This is a genomic window from Mycoplasma sp. Ms02 (genome assembly GCF_019720735.1).
GTDB lineage: Bacteria > Bacillota_I > Bacilli_A > Mycoplasmatales > Metamycoplasmataceae > Mycoplasmopsis.
This window is the reverse complement of the sequence record NZ_CP081302.1, coordinates 253328-271151: the sequence shown is the minus strand read 5'-3', so window position 1 is coordinate 271151 and position 17824 is coordinate 253328. Positions and strand designations below refer to the sequence as shown.

Annotated in this window: 14 protein-coding genes; 5 read left to right on the top strand and 9 right to left on the bottom strand. The window is 31.8% G+C overall.

Annotation, left to right across the window (positions count from 1 at the left end):
• Positions 1 to 79: 79 nt before the first annotated feature.
• Both K4L35_RS00940 and asnS read right to left on the bottom strand, forming a co-directional pair.
• Entirely contained in the window at positions 80 to 832 is a 753-nt protein-coding gene (locus K4L35_RS00940) for a hypothetical protein (protein ID WP_221617714.1), read from the bottom strand.
• 135 nt (positions 833 to 967) lie between these two features.
• Positions 968 to 2320 carry an asparagine--tRNA ligase gene (gene asnS, locus K4L35_RS00935; RefSeq protein WP_221617713.1) on the bottom strand — a complete coding sequence of 451 codons (1353 nt, stop codon included), beginning with the start codon at positions 2318 to 2320 and terminating at the stop codon, positions 968 to 970.
• Positions 2321 to 2464: 144 nt separating this feature from the next.
• Here asnS and K4L35_RS00930 point away from each other — a divergent pair, with 144 nt between their 5' ends.
• On the top strand, positions 2465 to 5818 hold the full coding sequence (locus K4L35_RS00930) for a DEAD/DEAH box helicase (RefSeq protein ID WP_221617712.1): 3354 nt from the start codon (positions 2465 to 2467) through the stop codon (positions 5816 to 5818).
• 24 nt (positions 5819 to 5842) lie between these two features.
• Here the strand turns inward: K4L35_RS00930 and K4L35_RS00925 are convergent, their stop codons facing one another.
• Together K4L35_RS00925 and K4L35_RS00920 are read right to left on the bottom strand one after the other, a co-directional pair.
• Positions 5843 to 6358, bottom strand: coding sequence for a type III toxin-antitoxin system ToxN/AbiQ family toxin (locus K4L35_RS00925; RefSeq protein WP_221617711.1), 516 nt, complete (start codon positions 6356 to 6358; stop codon positions 5843 to 5845).
• 112 nt (positions 6359 to 6470) lie between these two features.
• Entirely contained in the window at positions 6471 to 6974 is a 504-nt protein-coding gene (locus tag K4L35_RS00920) for a type III toxin-antitoxin system ToxN/AbiQ family toxin (protein WP_221617710.1), read from the bottom strand.
• A 335-nt stretch (positions 6975 to 7309) separates the two neighbouring features.
• On the opposite strand from K4L35_RS00920, the gene K4L35_RS00915 reads away from it, so the two are divergent.
• The gene (locus K4L35_RS00915; RefSeq protein ID WP_221617329.1) at positions 7310 to 8545 is read left to right on the top strand and encodes an IS3 family transposase; all 1236 of its coding nucleotides are present in this window, start codon (positions 7310 to 7312) and stop codon (positions 8543 to 8545) included.
• A gap of 181 nt (positions 8546 to 8726) precedes the next feature.
• On the opposite strand, the gene K4L35_RS00910 is transcribed toward K4L35_RS00915, so the two are convergent.
• Positions 8727 to 9701 (bottom strand): DNA cytosine methyltransferase, encoded by a 975-nt coding sequence (locus K4L35_RS00910; RefSeq protein WP_221617709.1) that lies wholly within the window; start codon positions 9699 to 9701, stop codon positions 8727 to 8729.
• 126 nt (positions 9702 to 9827) lie between these two features.
• Here K4L35_RS00910 and lepA point away from each other — a divergent pair, with 126 nt between their 5' ends.
• A complete protein-coding gene (gene lepA, locus K4L35_RS00905; protein ID WP_221617708.1) occupies positions 9828 to 11630 on the top strand; it encodes a translation elongation factor 4 in 1803 nt (600 codons plus the stop codon).
• 84 nt (positions 11631 to 11714) lie between these two features.
• On the opposite strand, the gene dnaK is transcribed toward lepA, so the two are convergent.
• Positions 11715 to 13490, bottom strand: coding sequence for a molecular chaperone DnaK (gene dnaK / locus K4L35_RS00900; RefSeq protein WP_221617707.1), 1776 nt, complete (start codon positions 13488 to 13490; stop codon positions 11715 to 11717).
• A 73-nt stretch (positions 13491 to 13563) separates the two neighbouring features.
• Complete coding sequence (gene grpE, locus K4L35_RS00895) at positions 13564 to 14409, bottom strand: nucleotide exchange factor GrpE (RefSeq protein ID WP_221617706.1); 846 nt, start codon at positions 14407 to 14409, stop codon at positions 13564 to 13566.
• A gap of 167 nt (positions 14410 to 14576) precedes the next feature.
• Here grpE and rpoE point away from each other — a divergent pair, with 167 nt between their 5' ends.
• Positions 14577 to 14825 carry a DNA-directed RNA polymerase subunit delta gene (rpoE, locus tag K4L35_RS00890; protein WP_221617705.1) on the top strand — a complete coding sequence of 83 codons (249 nt, stop codon included), beginning with the start codon at positions 14577 to 14579 and terminating at the stop codon, positions 14823 to 14825.
• A 44-nt stretch (positions 14826 to 14869) separates the two neighbouring features.
• Entirely contained in the window at positions 14870 to 15733 is an 864-nt protein-coding gene (gene fba / locus K4L35_RS00885; RefSeq protein ID WP_221617704.1) for a class II fructose-1,6-bisphosphate aldolase, read from the top strand.
• A 33-nt stretch (positions 15734 to 15766) separates the two neighbouring features.
• Here fba and K4L35_RS00880 read toward each other — a convergent pair whose 3' ends face one another.
• Positions 15767 to 16270 (bottom strand): hypothetical protein, encoded by a 504-nt coding sequence (locus K4L35_RS00880; RefSeq protein WP_221617703.1) that lies wholly within the window; start codon positions 16268 to 16270, stop codon positions 15767 to 15769.
• Positions 16271 to 16442: 172 nt separating this feature from the next.
• Entirely contained in the window at positions 16443 to 17810 is a 1368-nt protein-coding gene (locus K4L35_RS00875; protein WP_221617702.1) for a hypothetical protein, read from the bottom strand.
• Between the last annotated feature and the right edge of the window lie 14 nt (positions 17811 to 17824).

Genomic DNA, 17824 nt, shown 5'->3' with positions numbered 1-17824 from the left:
CAAATTAGTAGAATATAGAAAAAAAATAAACAAAAAAATTCGGAAATCCCGAATTTTGTTAGTCTTATATAATAAGAGATTAGGCAGCAGCAGCTTCTCCACCTTCAGCAGCAGCAGCTTCTCCACCTTCAGCAGCAGCAGCTTCTCCACCTTCAGCAGCAGCAGCTTCTCCACCTTCAGCAGCAGCAGCTTCTCCACCTTCAGCAGCAGCAGCTTCTCCACCTTCAGCAGCAGCAGCTTCTCCACCTTCAGCAGCAGCAGCTTCTCCACCTTCAGCAGCAGCAGCAGCTTCTCCACCTTCAGATGCGTTTTGTTCTGCAACTTCAGGTCTTTCTTCAGCTTCAGCAGCTTTTTCAGCTGGTGCTCCTCATTGAGCAGCAGCGTTTCTACGTAGGTTTTTTACTTGTTCTTCAAGTTCTGAGATTTCTCTTTTTAGTTTTGCAACTAATTCGCTTTCAGCTTGTTTTTCTTCAGCTGATTTTTCTTCTGCTGGTTGTGCAGAAGCAGCTTCTAATTCAGCAACTTTAGCTTCTAATTCAGCAATTTTTGCTTGAGCAACTTTAGCAGCTTCTTCTCTTTGTGCACGTGCTTTTGAAGCTTCTGATGTAGCTGTATTTAACTCATCTCTTAATGATGCGTTTTTGTTAGCTAAAGCTTCTTGTTCTTTTAATAATGTTTCATTTCTGTTTGATAAACGGTCGTTTTCTGCTTGTAGTTTATTTTGTTGTGCGTTTTTTGAAGCAACAACTGTTGGAACTACGATAGCAGCTGATACAGCAGCACCAGCAACTAGACCTGCTAATACTAGAACTGCAACTTTTTTCTTAAGCATGTTATTCTCCTTATATAAGTTTTACTTAATTTCAATTGAAAGTATAAAATCACATATTTAGAAACAAATATTACAGATTCTATAACATATATATTTTAAATTATTTTTAGTTATCTGCAAAAAATTTTCAGAATGCTACATTCTGATGTTTCCTACTGTACGTGGGTAAGGAATTGCGTCTCTGATGTTATCAATTCCTGTTACATACATAACAAGTCTTTCAAAACCAATTCCGAACCCTGAAGAACCTGCATCTCCAAATTTTCTAAGATCTGTGTATCACTTTAGATCTTCTTTGTCAATATTTAATTCTTCTAGTCTTTGAATCAGTTTATCATAACGTACTTCACGTTGTGATCCACCAATTAATTCACCAATGCCTGGAACCAGCATGTCAAATGATGCCACAGTTTCGCCATCTGGGTTTTGGTGCATGTAGAAGGCTTTAAATGATTTAGGGAAGTTTATAACAGCAACAGGTCCACCTATAAGCTCTTCTGATAGATATCTTTCGTGTTCTGTTGCCAAATCTAAACCAAATTCGATATTTTGTTCTTCAAAACGGTCTTTAACTTTAGCAAGTTCTGCAATTGCATCCTTATAATCAAGGACAGCGACTTTGTTATCTAAAAATTTCTCAAGGTTTTGTAATAGATCTGATTTGTAGTTTTCTGTTAAGTATTTAAATTCAAACGGGTGTTTTGCAATTGTGTTTCTAATTACAACTTTTAGCATGTCATCAGCTAAATTAATTGCATCATTTAAGTCATAGAAAGCTACTTCAGGTTCAATCATTCAAAACTCAGCAGCATGTTTTTTAGTATTTGAGTGTTCAGCCCTAAATGTAGGAGCAAAAGTATAAATTTTGTTCATTCCTAAAGCATAAGACTCACCGTGTAATTGACCTGTAACACCTAGTGTAGCTTTATTACCTTGACCAAAAAATGGTTCTTTGCTTGAATCATCAACGTTGAAAGTTTCACCTGCTCCTTCTCCATCGTTAGAAGTAATAATCGGACTGTTCATGTAGTAAAAACCTTTACCCATAAAATAACGGTGCACTTCTTGAGCAAGAGTCGATCTAATTAACATTACTGACTTTAATAAGTTAGTTCTATGTCTAACGTGTGGTATTTCACGTAATGTTTCAAGTGAAATCTCTTGGTTTTGAATTGGATAATCTTCTGTGTTTTTTAATAACTCAAAAGAAGAAGCTACTACTTCAATTGGTTGTTTAGCTTCAGGTGTTGCATGTAAAGTTCCTTTGATCGATACTGCAGCTCCATTATTAACTTTATCTAATAAATCAAAATCAAAAGCTTCACCCTTAAAAATAACTTGTAAGTTAGCCACAGTTGATCCGTCATTGATGCTTAAAAAACGGATTTTTTTGTTTCCACGGTTCGAAACAACTCATCCTGTAATTTGAAAATCTGATCATTGATCATAATAATTTGTTCTTAATAAAATGTTCTTAATTGTATGCATAAACTTTCCTTAAAAATGTTTTCTTTATTATATATTTTTAACCGTTCAAAAGAAGATAAAAAAATCTGGTATTAAGTCAAAAAGTTTATGGATAATATATAATTTTTTTACTAATGATGTTTTCATTAACAAATGGAGGTAAGAATGAATTTGACGAGAATTTTCAAGTTTAATAATGGCGATCTAAAGAATGCCAATTCAAAGAAAATTAATGATTCAAAGCATAAAAAGTTATTAAATAACTTATTAGACATTAGAACAAATGGTGATAATGCCACTTTTTATCATTTGTCTAAAATTAACCAAGATTTAAATAAGATAATCAAGAAAGATGATGTTAAAAAAGTCTTCGTTAAATCAGAGTTTGAGGTAGAACTAACAAGTGCTTACACAGATGATCAAATTAATCGTTTGAACAATCTTAAAACATACGAAGAGTTTGTGATTTGAGCACAAGAAGCTAAATATAAAGTGCCTGTAAAACTAGAAAAAGATTTAGCAAGAAACTTTTCAAAACACATCGGTGAGATTAGTGAAAAATTAACTAATAAACATGTTAACTTCTTAAAAGAGTGAAGATTTAACATTAATAAGATTCAAGAAATTTATACAGAAACTGGAATTTGACCATTATTTGTTGGAACGTTTTTCATTCGTTATGCAAAAGATGATCTTTCACTTTATGCTCCTTTATTATTAAAGGCTGTCAATTTAGAGATTAAAAACGGAAAAGTAATTTTAACTAACCGTGATAACTCAATTGTTTACAACGAAAAGTTAGTCTATGTATTAAAGCAAAGTAGTGGAATTGTAATGCCAATTCTTGATAATCCTGAAAATATATCACTGGAAGAAGCTGCATTAGAACTAAAATCAGTATTAGGTGAAAAAATTGTTAACGGGCTAAACGATTTAACCAATGAAATGATTGACAAGTTTAAAGAAATGCAAAGAGATGACTTGGGAAGTTATACAACAATTACTTTAAGTCCTGGTATTGTGCTTTCAATTTGTCACCCACAAGGAACAAAACTTCGTGAAGCTTTATATAACTTGATTATTGAAGATAAGATCGAAAAGTTAATTAAAAACGATGACTTGACAAATCACGAGAAAAATGCAAAACAAGCATTAATTGATGAAGCTAAGCTAATTCGTGTTGCAAGAACAGACCTTTCACAAGAAAAAGCTATTATTGGTGCACTAACTAATTCAGCTGTTATTATCGGTCCTCCTGGTACAGGTAAATCGCAAACAATTGCTAATATTCTTGTTAACATTCTTGAAAACGGAAAAAGAGCTTTATTTATTTCGCAAAAGAAAGCAGCTCTTGATGTCGTGCTAAAAAGAATGGGTAGATACTCAGACCTTGTTTTCCAATTTAATGAAACAAACAAGGCAAATAAATATGAAAGAAACTACTTCTATCGTCCTTTAAATAACTTCTATCGCGAAATGTTAGATTTAAACGTTAATGAAAAAATTCCTGAAAATAAAGAAACCTTCTTGAAAAAAGCAGAATTTGATTACATTAACGCTAAAAAAGATTTATCTTTTGTTAACTCTGGTGAGCTAAAATCTTACTACAACATCATGAACGCAAAAGATGAAAGTTTTGAAAGTGACTATAAAGAAGTTAAGAAACTATTTAGCCACTTAAATGCTTTTGAAAATAAGGTGGAACTTGAAGCTTACTTAGATTACTATGATGTTTTCAAAAAAGCAGCTAACTCTAAAAACTACAAAGAAGTCAAAAAAGCGCAAGCTAAAGCTTTCAAAGATTACATTGCAACACTGAATGTAGCAAATCAAAAAGGTCTTGAAAAATTATCTTCAAAACTTGAGATTCAATCTAAAAAATCACACGCTAAACAAATTAGAAGCTTATTCAAAAAAGCTGATAAATTAGGAAAATACTCAGTTGTGGACTTCATTAAAATTGGTTCATTACTAAGATTTAATACTTTAAGAATCTTCGATGAAGTTGAGTCAAAATACAAAAACTACATTGACAATAAAACAAATTCAAACACAACCCCTGAGCAGCTTGAAAACATGTATAAAAAAGTTGCGCTTGAAGCTCGTAAGAGACTTGAAGAATTCAAAGTCAAAAAAGAAGATGGTGAAAACGAGCTTAAAGTTTTCCTTGGTAAGATTTCGCGTGGTATTACAGCACCTCACGTTCTAATAAATCAACACAAAGATATGATTCACAATATTTACAATGTCTTTGTTGGTACCCCTGAAATTCTTTCAAACTTTGTGGACTTTAGTGCCTTTAAAACAGTCCTAGACAAAAAAGGAAATATTAAAGAAGATCAAAGACCATTCGATTACGTAATTTTCGATGAGTCATCTCAAATCTTTATTGAAAAAGCACTTCCTTTCATCGCCCTAAGTAAACACGTTATTGTCGCTGGTGATGATCAACAAATGCAACCAAGTAACTGATTCAGTCGTCGTGATGATTCAGAAGATGATTACTCACAAGATGAAGTGAACTCATTGCTTGATTGAGCGCTTCACAACAACTTACCTAAGTTCTTCTTAGAAATGAACTACAGAAGTAATTCATCGGAATTAATTCTTTTCTCGGCAAAAGAGTTCTATGATTCAAAACTAAAAGGGATTGACAAATACAATTCGCTAATTGACGTTCCACTCGAAGTGTATAACGTAAATGGTTCTTGAAGAAATAACCGTAATATTGTTGAAGCACAACAAACAGTAAAGTTAGCAGAAGAAAACATTGACAAATATGAATCAATGATTCTATTAGCTTTCAACCGTAAACAACAAGATGCAATTCGTGAAGTAATTGCTGAAACATCACCAAAACTTTACTCATTACTTGAAGATAAAATTTACTTAAGAAACCTTGAAAATATTCAAGGTGATGAGGCTGATATTGTTATTGCTTCAATTGGATATACAAAAGAAGCAGCTCTTTCTTCAACTTACATCGGAACAAAAGGTGGACGTAACGCTTTAAACGTTGCAATTACACGTGCTAAAGATAAAATGATTGTAATTAAATCAATTACAGCTGAAGAAGTAATGCCGTCTTCAGGTGGATCAGGAAATCTAACTACATTCAAAAAATGATTAGAGTTCCTTGATTTAACCAAACAAGAACAAAAGGCTTACACAACAATCGAAAAAGATTCACTAAGCAGAATCAAAACTTACTTTGAACAAGATGTAATGCAATGATTAAAATCACTAGAATTTACGCAACCTATTAAAATTAAAACTAACTATAGAATAGGTTCATACGCAATCAATATTGCAATTCTAGACGAAAACGAAAAATTCTTAGTTGGTATTTCTTTAGATGACTCAACTGACTCAAAAACAATTGATGATTTATTAGAAATCAGATTAAAAGATGATTTCATTGCTTCGAAAGGATATCCAATTTACAGAATTAGTAACTTCAGATTTGAAGGTGAAAAAAATAGTATTCTTAAATACTTAAGCATGATTATTAATCGTTAATAAAAAAGTGCCAGCAGGCACTTTTTATTTATCTTTTTTAAGGTTATACTGTCTCATTGCTTGTTCAAGTTCCAAGTAATCGCAGTGAAATTTAAAAGTTTTTCGCCTACTCTTAACTTGTTGATATAGGTTCATGCATTTGTAAAAGATAATATGACTATTTTTCTTACAAAACAATATCTTTTTTAAAAGTAGATTTTTGTATTTTGCATCAGTTATTTTATTTAAGTCGGTTTGTACAAAAAGACCTTGTTTAACTGGAATCATTTTTCTGATATCTAGCATTCCAAGAATGGACCCACTTTTATCTTGAACAAAAATGTAGCTTTTAGAATTTTTTGGTCATCTTGAGAATTTTTTCTTTGGTGGTGTTAATGGGATAAAAAAATAATTTTTAGAGTTCAGTATAACTATTACTCCGAAATAAGGTTTTAAGGTATTTTTGTGCCCTTCAATATAGTACACTTCCTTATCAATACTGTATAAATATTTTAGATATTCAGGATTAATATCATAAAGATTAAAATCAATTTTATTCATTACGTACCTCATCAAAAAAGGGCACCGAGCACTTTTTTTACTTTTTCGCTCGCATATTGTTTTTGGTTGCGAAACATCAATTTTACAACCATATTTTACAACTTATAAAGAACTAGTTTTTATAATTTTTCATATCATTTTCCAACTTTTTATAATTGCAATGATACTTAAGTGTTTTTTCTCTTTCAGTCTGTTTTTTATATGTTATTTGAGACTTGATTTTAATTGAGTCAAAATTTTCGTTACAAAATTTAAGCTGTTTCGACAGTAAAACTTTATATCCTCTTTCTTTTATCTTAGAGAAATCCACTTTTTCATAAAGATCCGATCTGACTGGTATCATTTTTCTTATATCCAGTAGTCCTAATGCATAGCCAGATTTGTCCTTCATCAAGACATAAGAGTTGGATCTTTGTGGAAATTTTTTATGTTTGTCTTTAGGAGATGAAAAAGGTATAAAGAAATTAATATCTTTGTTCAATATCATTATTATTCCAAGAAATGGTTTTTTGTTTTTTAAATATTTTTCTGAATAATAAACTTCTGAATCTATTGAGTGTAAAAATTTTAAATAGTTTAAATCTATATAGTAAAGATCAAAAACGTTGCTTTTCATTTTTCCTCTATTTTGTCGAAAAAAGAGGATTTAAATCCTCTCTCGAAAAGTTCATTTACGTTTTGCCTATTTTCTTCGGTAGCAAGTCACCAACTTAATCGCTCGCTTATTGTCTTCGGTAGCGAATCACCAACTTTTACGTTTTGCCTATTTTCTTCGGTAGCAAGTCACCAACTTAATCGCTCGCTTATTGTCTTCGGTAGCGAATCACCAACTTTTCAACTATATTTTATTACTTTTAAAGCAGGTTTTTACTTTTTTTCAAGCTTTTCTTAAAAATAAACTAGGACAAAAAAATCGGAAATTCCGATTTTTATTTTTCTAAAGGAGCAAGAATGAAAAACTTAAACAATGAAATGCTTATAAAACTCTTTAAAGTTTATGAAAAGTTTAATTTTGAGAAGTATGGAGACAAGATGTTTTTCTTATATATAAAAGAAAAGTTCTTTGTTGATTTTGGTAAACCAAGTTTGTATAAAAAATTTAAAATTTATTATATGAATTACAAAGAAAAAGGTACTTTGCCAGAAAAGAAAAAACCATCAATCGAAAGAAGAGGAAGAAAAAGAAAGGTTGACCTAAGCAGCCCAGAGTGAAAAGTAGATTACGATGTTTTTGATAAAGAAGACATGGTTTTTGTTATAGAAATGTTTAGAGAGATTTTTGATCGTAACGGAGTTGATTTTACAATTCAAGATGCCATAAAACTTTTAAACCAAAAGAAAGGCAAATCCAGGAAAAGATCACAACTAATTTTATGTTTCTTATTTAAAAAATCTACTTTTTATGACTTCGTAAAAAGGTCATACAAAATGACACTTAAAAAATCTCAAATTCAGAAAGAGATGGAAATAATTAAAAAAGCTATGGAAGATACTAAGTTCAGATTCGGTAGGGAAAGACTGTCTTTTTACATATTAAAAAAACATGGAATAGCACTTAATTACAGGACTATAGGAAGAAGAATGAAGAAACTTGGTTTGAAATGTGTTATCAGACAAAAATCAAAAAGAAAAGAATCTAAAAATACAAATGTTAAATTTCCAGACCTAATGAAAAGAGATTTTGATGGACTTAAACAAGAAACATTTTCAACCGATGTTACATATATTTCTGCACCTAAGGACGTTAAGGAAAATCATGTCTTTTTGTCAGCAGTTTTACACAATAAAACCAAAAAGATTGTCGGATGATCTCTAAGTAGGACTAATAATGTTGAACTGGTTCTTGATTCTTTAACTTCTATTAACTTTTCCAAAATACATGACTTCGTAATTCACTCAGATCATGGATCACAATATTCTAGTCAGGAATATTTAGAAACAATAAAAAACTTGAATGGCAAAATTTCAATGAGTAGAGTTGGAAACTCGTTGGATAACAGAGAAATTGAATACTTTTTCTCAATTCTAAAAACTGAACTTATTTACAACATTTCCACAAAAGATATGTCGTTTGTGGAACTAAAAAGTCAAATTAACAATTTTATTGAATGATATAACACCGAAAGATTTCAGAAAAAACTCAATTTTAAAACACCTCAGGAATCCTGAAGTGCTTTATATAGATAATTTAAATTCCGAAATAACTGTCCTAGTTTAAAAAAGCTGGGCTCAAATGTTTTTAGTACTAATTAGTTTGTAAAAAGGGTTATATATTCTTTTTTATAATTTTGATTGCATTTTGTCTATTGTCTTCGGTGCGAATTACAGATTTTCATTTTTGTTTTAATGCTTTTATAAAAAGATTGCTTTATATTTTTAACTTTTTCACAATCTCAGTAATTATATGCTGTAATACGTCAACAACAACAGAGTTGCCAAATTGTTTATACGCCTGTGATGCAGAGTTATTTATAAAAAAAGAATCAGGAAAACCCATCATCCTTGCACATTCCCTAGGATGTAGCTTCCTTACTTTTTCATTAATTAAATAACCACCAGTTTTTGAAAAAACACCTCCACCATTTGCTGATAGTGTGACACCCACATTCTCTGTTGAGTAAATTCTTTCACCTTGACCACCATTTCCAACAAAACCAATCTTTTTAGGTTTTCTAGGAGTATCTTTATTTTTTGATTCAATCTTTTTTCAAGTTTTTTGATAATACATTGAAGTTACTATTTCTTTTTCGTTTAGCAGTATATCTTTGATGACTTTATTTTGTTCAAGAGGTACAGGAAAGTTGAAAGTGTGTATTTGTAAATCGCTTCTGAAGGCTACGATATAAATTCTTTCCCTTTTTTGTGGAATGTTGAAATCTGAAGCACTTAAAACTTGACTGAAAACACTATAACCAAGATCTTTTAGTGTATTTTCGATTACCGAAATTGTTCTTCCCTTGTCATGAGTTTTCAAGTTTTTCACGTTTTCGAGAAGCACAATTTTTGGTCTTTTAAATTTTATAATTCTTGCTACATCAAAAAACAAAGTACCTCTTGCATCTTCAAAACCCATCCTTTTTCCACTTATAGAAAAAGCTTGACAAGGAAAACCTCCACATAAAATGTCATGATCTGGAACTTCAGTTTCGTCGATTTTAGTAATGTCCCCTGATGGAACTTCACCAAAATTGTTGTAATAAGTTTCGATTGCTTTTTTATCAATTTCGCTTGAAAAAACACATTTTGCTCCAAATGATTCAAAAGCTAATCTAAAACCTCCAATCCCTGCAAAAAGATCAATAAATGTCATATTTTTTAATTTTTTCTCTTTTATAGGGATCATGTTGCTCCTTAATTAATTTAGTTTTCAAAGTGTTTTTTAATAATGCCATTAAAAAGTTTTTGACAGTAAAATATCACCAAAAAACATAGCGTATATAAACACATATTTTATATAATTTAAAATACTATGGATAAGTCAAAAATTAAGAATTTTTCAATCATTGCACATATTGATCACGGTAAGTCAACACTGGCTGACCGTATTTTAGAATTAACTAATACAGTTTCAAAAAGGGAGTTAAAAGAGCAATTTCTAGACTCAATGGATTTGGAAAAAGAGCGTGGTATCACAATCAAATTAAATGCTGTTCAGCTTAAATACAAAGACTACACTTTTCACTTAATTGATACCCCTGGGCACGTCGATTTTACTTATGAGGTTTCGCGTTCTTTAGCAGCTTCAGAAGGTGCTCTTTTAATTGTTGATGCTACACAGGGTATCGAGGCACAAACCTTAGCTAATGTTTACTTAGCAATTGAAAACGATCTTGAAATCATTCCTGTTATTAACAAAATTGACCTACCAAGCGCGAACGTTGAAGAAGTCAAACGTGAAATTGAAGAAGTGATTGGTATTTCTACAGAACACGCCGTTTTGGTTTCTGCAAAAACAGGATTAGGTGTTCCTGGTGTTCTTGAAGCGATTGAAAAATTTATTCCTTCGCCAAAAGAAGCAGATGATGAAAAACCACTTAAAGCCTTAATTTTCGATAGTTATTTCGACCCTTATCGTGGTGTTGTGATGCTAGTCAGAATTTTTGAAGGTAAGCTAGCTGTCGGCGACCGTTTTAAATTCATGTCAAATAACGAAGAGTATCATGTGATAGAACTTGGGGTTAGAAATCCACACGAAACTAAAAAAGAATTTCTTGAATCAGGTGAAGTTGGTTGAGTTTCGGCTGCTATTCGTGATGCTAAAGAGGTTAGTGTCGGGGATACAATAACACACGTTGATAATCCTACAGAACATGCTTTACCAGGTTATAAAAAAATGAAACCTGTTGTTTATACTGGGTTTTATCCAATCGATACAAAAGATTATACCGAGTTAAAAGAAAGCTTAGAAAAGATTTCATTAAGTGATTCATCAATCACTTGAGAGCAAGAAACATCAAAAGCTTTAGGTTTTGGTTTCCGTGTTGGATTCCTTGGAATGTTGCACATGGAAATCCTGCAAGAGCGTTTAGACCGTGAATATAAAGTCGGTGTTATTGCTACTTCACCATCTGTAGAATACCAAGTTCACATGACAAATGGTGATGTTGAAATGATTTCAAACCCTTCAATGCTTCCAGATCGTACATTTATTGATTTCATTGAAGAACCTTATATTGAAGCAAGCATCTTCTTACCAAACGAATACATTGGTAATGCAATGGATCTATGTCAAAACAAGCGTGGAATTTACAAGAATCTTGAATATATTGATGCTAATAGATCGCGTTTAGTTTACGAGTTGCCACTTGCTGAAACTGTTTTTGACTTTTTTGATAGATTAAAGAGTACTACAAAAGGTTATGCCTCATTTGAGTATGAATGAATTGGATACCGTGAAAGTGATTTGGTAAAAGTTGACATTTTACTTAATGGAGATAAAATTGATGCCTTTTCGATCATTGCTCACCGTGATCACGCTTATCCTTCTGCTCGTGAATTATGTCAAAAACTTAAAGAAGCAATTCCGAGACAAAACTTTGAGGTGCCTGTTCAAGCCGTAATTGGTGGAAAGGTTATTGCTCGTGAAACGATTAAAGCTTTCAGAAAAGACGTTACTGCTAAACTATATGGTGGAGACCCAACAAGACGTCAAAAACTTCTGAAAAAACAAAAAGAAGGTAAGAAAAGGATGAAAACACTTGGAAGTGTCGAAGTTCCACAAGAAGCATTCTTATCAATTCTGAAAACAAATATCGATCCTAAAAAACAATAAAACTGCACAGGCAGTTTTTTGTTTTCTTCTGTTCTATAGTGTCGTATGAAAAAAAACACACATGCAGTGTGTTTTTCATTATAACTAGTCTTCGACTACTTCAGCAACATCTTCTTGTGCTTGAGATTGTTGTTGAGCACTGTAGTTTGCAAAGTTTTTCATTACTTCTTCGATTTGATCTAACTTTGTTTTAAGGGCAGGAATATCTTTTTTCTCGATTAATTCTTTTAATTCCTTAACCATTTTATCTGTTTCTTCTTTGGCTTTAGGATCTAGTTTATCACCTTGTTCTGCAGAAGCTTTTTCGATTTGTGCAATTAATGCTTCAGCACGAACAACTGTTTCAACTTCTTCTTTTTTCTTAGCGTCTGCTTCTCTGTTAGCTTCTGCTTCCTTAACCATTTTTTGAATTTCTTCATCGCTTAATTTTGAAGAGTTTTCGATTGTTATTGTTTGTTCTTTGTTTGTTTTTAGGTCTTTAGCTGTAACCTTTACAATTCCGTTAACGTCAATTGAGAAGCTAACTTCGATTTGAGGAACTCCTTTAGGTGCTTGCTCAATTCCTGAAAGGTTAAATTGTCCTAAAAGCTTGTTATCCATCGCCATTGGTCTTTCACCTTGTACAACACGGATTGTTACTTCTGTTTGGTTGTCTGCTGCTGTTGAAAAGACTTGTGATTTTGTTGTTGGAATTGCTGTATTTCTTGAAATTAAAGGTGTTGCAACACCACCCATAGTTTCAATACCTAAAGTAAGAGGTGTAACGTCTAATAATAGAATGTCGTCAATATCACCAGCAAGCACTGATCCTTGAACGGCTGCCCCGATTGCTACAACTTCATCAGGGTTGATTGAACGGTTAGGTTCTTTACCTAAAGTTCTTTTTACCATTTCTTGAACGGCAGGCATTCTTGTTGAACCACCAACAAGTAGAACTTCATGAATATCGTTTGCTGTTAATCCAGCTTCTTTTAAAGCGTCTTCAATTGGTTTTCTTGTTCTGTCTAATAAATGTGATGTGAATGATTCGAAATCAGATCTTTTTAATTCAAGTTCAACGTTGATTGGACCTTGAGCTGTAACAGCTAAGAATGGTAAGTTAATATTTGCAACTGATTGACTTGATAAATCAATTTTTGCTTTTTCAGCCGTTTCTTTTAAACGAGCCATTGCCATTTTGTCGCCTGAAGCGTCGTAATCGTAGTTTCTCTTGATTTGTTCAACCATTCATTTTACGATTTCATTATCTCAATCATCTCCACCTAAGTGATTATCTCCAGATGTTGATAGCACTTGGAATGTTCCGTCTTCTAGATCAAGGACTGAAACGTCAAATGTCCCTCCCCCTAGGTCGTAAACTAAAACTTTCATTGCTTTTTCGGTTTTATCTAAACCAAAAGCAAGAGCTGCTGCTGTAGGTTCGTTAATAATACGTAAAACTTCTAAACCTGCGATTTTACCAGCGATTTTTGTAGCTTCACGCTCTGCATTATCAAAGTATGCAGGAACTGTAATAACAGCTTTTGTAACTTTTTGCCCTAATTTTTTCTCTGCATATTCTTTCATGTATGAAAGGATCATAGCTGATACTTCTTCAGGTTTATAATCTCTGTTGTTTGCGTGTACAGTTTTACCTGTTCCCATTAATCTTTTAATTGACACAATTGTATCTGGGTTTGTTTCAACTTGTCTTTTAGCAACTTCACCAACAACAATTTCTCCGTTTTTAAAACTTACGACTGATGGTGTTGTTCTTTTTCCGTTTGGATTTTCAAGAACTACTGCGTTCTTGTCTTGCATAACTGAAACAACTGAGTTAGTTGTTCCTAAGTCGATTCCTAATACGATATCTTTTGCCATATTTTAATCCTCCTAAAACTTAATCTTCATTTAAGTTAATATTATTATAACACATTTTTAGCAGTCTAAACATTTATTTGCTAAATTTATTTACAACAACTTGTGCAGGTTTAACCAATCTACCATTTAATTTAAAACCATAATTGTTCATTTTAATAATTTTGTTGTCTTCGAAATTTGAATCATTTTGAATATCAATTGCAAAGTGATTTTCAGGATTGAATTCTTCTCCTTGTTGTGGCTCAATAATTTCTATACCGTGTTGATCTAAAACTGATCTAAATTGTCTGTCAATCATTTCAAATCCTATAATATAGTTATTAAGAACTGGATTGTCAGTACTTTTTGCAGCCTTAGTTGCTAGCAAGAAGTTTGCATAAGGCACTAAAAAATCTTCTGTAAATGATTGAAGAGCAAAGGCTTTTACATTTGCTTTTTCTTGATCCATTAATTCTTGTTTTTGTGCTATTGATGCTTCTAGTTCTTTCTTTGCTTTTTGTGCTAATTCAGCAGCTTTGCTTTTGTAAGCTTGTGCTTGAATTTGAGACTCAAGTTGCATTTGAGCATTTTGAGCTTGTAGTTTAGCGTTTTGTTCTTCTAATTCTTTAATTTGTTTTTGCAAATCTTTCACACTAGCTTCTGTTTTTTCATGCTTTGCTTTTGTCAGTTTAATATCTGAAATCACAACATGAACCAGCATCGACATTACATCACCAGCAGATCCGTGCATTTTTAAGTTATGATCGATTTCTAACTTTTCTTTAACTTTTAATCCAATCAATTTTTCATCGAATTCTTCTAAAAATTGATCTTCACCAATTACTAATTCCTTTTCACCTGAAAGTTCTTCAACTAAAGTTTCAAATTGATTGTAAACTTCAAATTTTGCTTTTAAAACGTCTTTAAGTTCTATCTTCATATTGTCTCCTCTGCAACATTTTGTTAATTATATTATAGAGCAAAAAGTTCAATTTTTAGCAAATAAAATATTTAATTGCTAAATTACTTTTTAGCATTTTTTTGATTAATTAGGCGACTAAAAATAATATTATTTTATAATAGTATAGAAATATAGAAGGAGCAACTATGAAAACAATGTTGGACATTGCATTAAGCGTTGTTTGTGAAGACGCAACGCTTTCATTTGAATTCGATCAAATTTTCGAAGTCGTTGAAAATAATTTAAAAGAACACTGAAATAATACGCTTGTATCAGAGAATCAATCTTATGATGATTTAAGAGTTAAAAAAATGGGTGAGTTATACCGTTTATTAACTGTTGATGGTCGTTTTGTAAGAGACAAAGATGGTCTTTGATCAGCAAGAGAATTATAAAAAGTTGCTAAATATTAAATACTTCAGTAATATTAGGAGAAAAAATGTCATTGGTAAATGCTAAAGAAATGCTTAAAAAAGCAAAAGAAGGTAAATACGCAATCCCTCACATTAACATTAATAACTTAGAATGAACAAAAGCTGTTTTAGTTACAGCCCAAGCAGAAAACTCACCAGTTATTATTGCAACAAGTGAAGGTGCACTAAAATACATGGGTGGATTTGAAGTCGTTACAGGTATGGTTAAAGGTCTTGTTAAAGATTTAAACATTACAGTTCCTGTTGCTCTACACTTAGATCACGGATCATTTGAAGGTGCTAAAAAAGCTATCGCTGCTGGATATACATCATTAATGTTCGATGGTTCACACTATCCATTTGAAGAAAACTATGCAAAAACAAAAGAATTAGTTGAATTAGCTAAAGCTGCTAACATGTCGATGGAAGCTGAAATCGGAACAATCGGTGGAGAAGAAGACGGAATCGTTGGAAACGGTGATTTAGGAGATCCTGAAGAAGCAAGAAAAATGGCTGCTTTAGGAATCGACGTTCTAGCTGCTGGTATTGGTAACATTCACGGTCCATACCCTGAATCATGAAAATCATTAAACTTTGAAGTTCTACAAGAAATTTCAGAAGCTGCTGGAATTGGAATCGTTCTACATGGTGGAAGTGGTATCCCTGCTGATCAAATTCAAGAAGCTATTGCTAAAGGTGTTACAAAAATTAACGTTAACACAGAACTACAGCAAGCAAACCACAAAGCTTTAAGAGAATACGTTCTTTCAGGTAAAGATTTAGAAGGTAAAAACTTTGACCCTCGTAAATTATTAAAACCTGGATACGACGCAATGTGTGAAACAGTTAGAGCTAAAATTCACGAATTTGGTTCAAATAACAAAGCTTAGTAAACAAAAAAACCTGTACCACAGGTTTTTTATTTACTTTTGTTCTTCCTCAAGAAGTTCTTTATACTTAAGAAGTAAGAGTGAATGATTATCTTCACCTAAAGAATAATCAGTTTTTTCTGAAATGAAAAGGTAAATTAGTAATATGTCTTTTTTAAATTGTTTCTTTTTGTATGAATCAAAAGTTTTGAGGCTGAATGATAAATCGAAAAAAGAAAATGAATAAATAGCTTTTTGTCCTTCGTTTGTTACATATTCTTTAGGAATATACTGTAAGTTAGGCTCAAAACGTGAGTTTTCTGTTGTAACAAGTTTTTCGGTTTCTTGACGAACTGCAAAGAAATATATACCATAAAGTCATCATTTAAGAATTAGGAAAGTAATATTTCCAAAAATTATGAATATTCAAATATGAATATTTTCGTAGAATCAATCTGATTCAAAAAGTGTGAAAAAAACGGATAAAGAAAAAATCAATACTGACGAGAATACAGGGACGATTGATATTTTTAAGAGCGACTTTTTTGTCGATTTCAATAAATTATTAATACTTTGAAGAATATGTTTCGGTATCTCTGTAGATGAATCGCTTTCTGAAAGTACTTTTAGAAAAAACAATGGTTTTAAAAATTGAAAGTTTCGTTCGACCAAATAAACATAAATTGAAACAAAAATTAACTCTAAACAGAATATTAAAAATATAAACATGCTATCCTAAACTATCAATCATTAAATTGTTTTTCAATGTTCTTATATATCATTCTCCTGCTCCTGTTTTCTTGATTTGAACTTTTTCAAGACCCATCAAACGAAGTTCGTACTTGCTTTTTGAAAGCATTTCTTCTAAAGTAAAAACTTCTTTTGTGGCAGAGTTTTTGAATTTTAAATTCTTGCCACCAGTACCACCCTTTTTGTAAGATTTAGTTAAAGGAGTTTCTTCTATGACAAACCATTTGACATTTAAATCATTTATTTCCTGATTTACTTTTCTTGATAATCAAAATGTTTTTTCTATTTCGTTTATCTTTTCTTCTATGGTTATGTTAGTTTCATATATTTTAGCTGTTGCTTGAATGCCGTTTAGAATAATGTCTGCACCGATTGATATTATTGGAATGAATTTGGTTCACTTTGATACACTTTTCACTATTTGCCCACCTTTGTTTAATAATGAAAAATACTTTTTTGCTTTAGAAAGTGAACTTCCGATTTCAACACCAGTTTTGTAGTTAGAAATAAAGGATATAGTTTTCGATATGGGATACTTTTCAATTTTACTTATTTTATCTATTAAATCATTTACAAATAATATCCCATTTCTCACTTCGTCGCTATGAGAGTCTATACCCTCTGTAATAAGTCAACTTGAAAGAGACAATCCTGCAGAAACCAATTGTCCTGCCACAGGAGGCAATGCGACATTTGCTGCTTCTCCTAAACCTGTAAATGCTGCAGATACGAGTGTTTTATAAACCCCAGCCATTATGTAATTAATTTTTATATCTCATTTTGCCTTAATCAAATTTTCTTTTAAAACACGAAATGTGTCAGAAAGTTTTTCTAATCTGCCGGCTAACAAGCCGATATATTTAGAATTTGAGAATTCCTCCCCAGATTCTATATTTATGTATGTCCCTTCTGGAGTGCTCAAATACGAAATTTCTTCCTCTGAAACACCTTCTGAAACGACCATTGCAGAAAGAGTTTTTTTTGAAGCTATAGAATATTTAGAGATTTCTTTTCTAAGTTTGGGATATGCTTTTTCAAAATTTACATTAATAATAGCATTTATTTGATCTTGATTCACTATGAATTGAGACTTCATTTGATATAAAATGGTTATTAAAATATTTTTAATATCTTCTTTTGAGAAACCTTCCATGATTTTCTTTGTGGAAATTTTATTATCAGCTATCTGGTAAGAAAGTCTAAAAAGAAGCTCTGAGCCTAGTGCTTGTATATCGTCATCAGTACTTATTTTTAAAATATGCGCAGTGTTGGTGTTGGGAACAACGCTCGTTGCAGACATAGTTAATGGCTGGTATACATCCAATGTTTTTAATAATTTACTTTTCATATGTTATCTCCTCA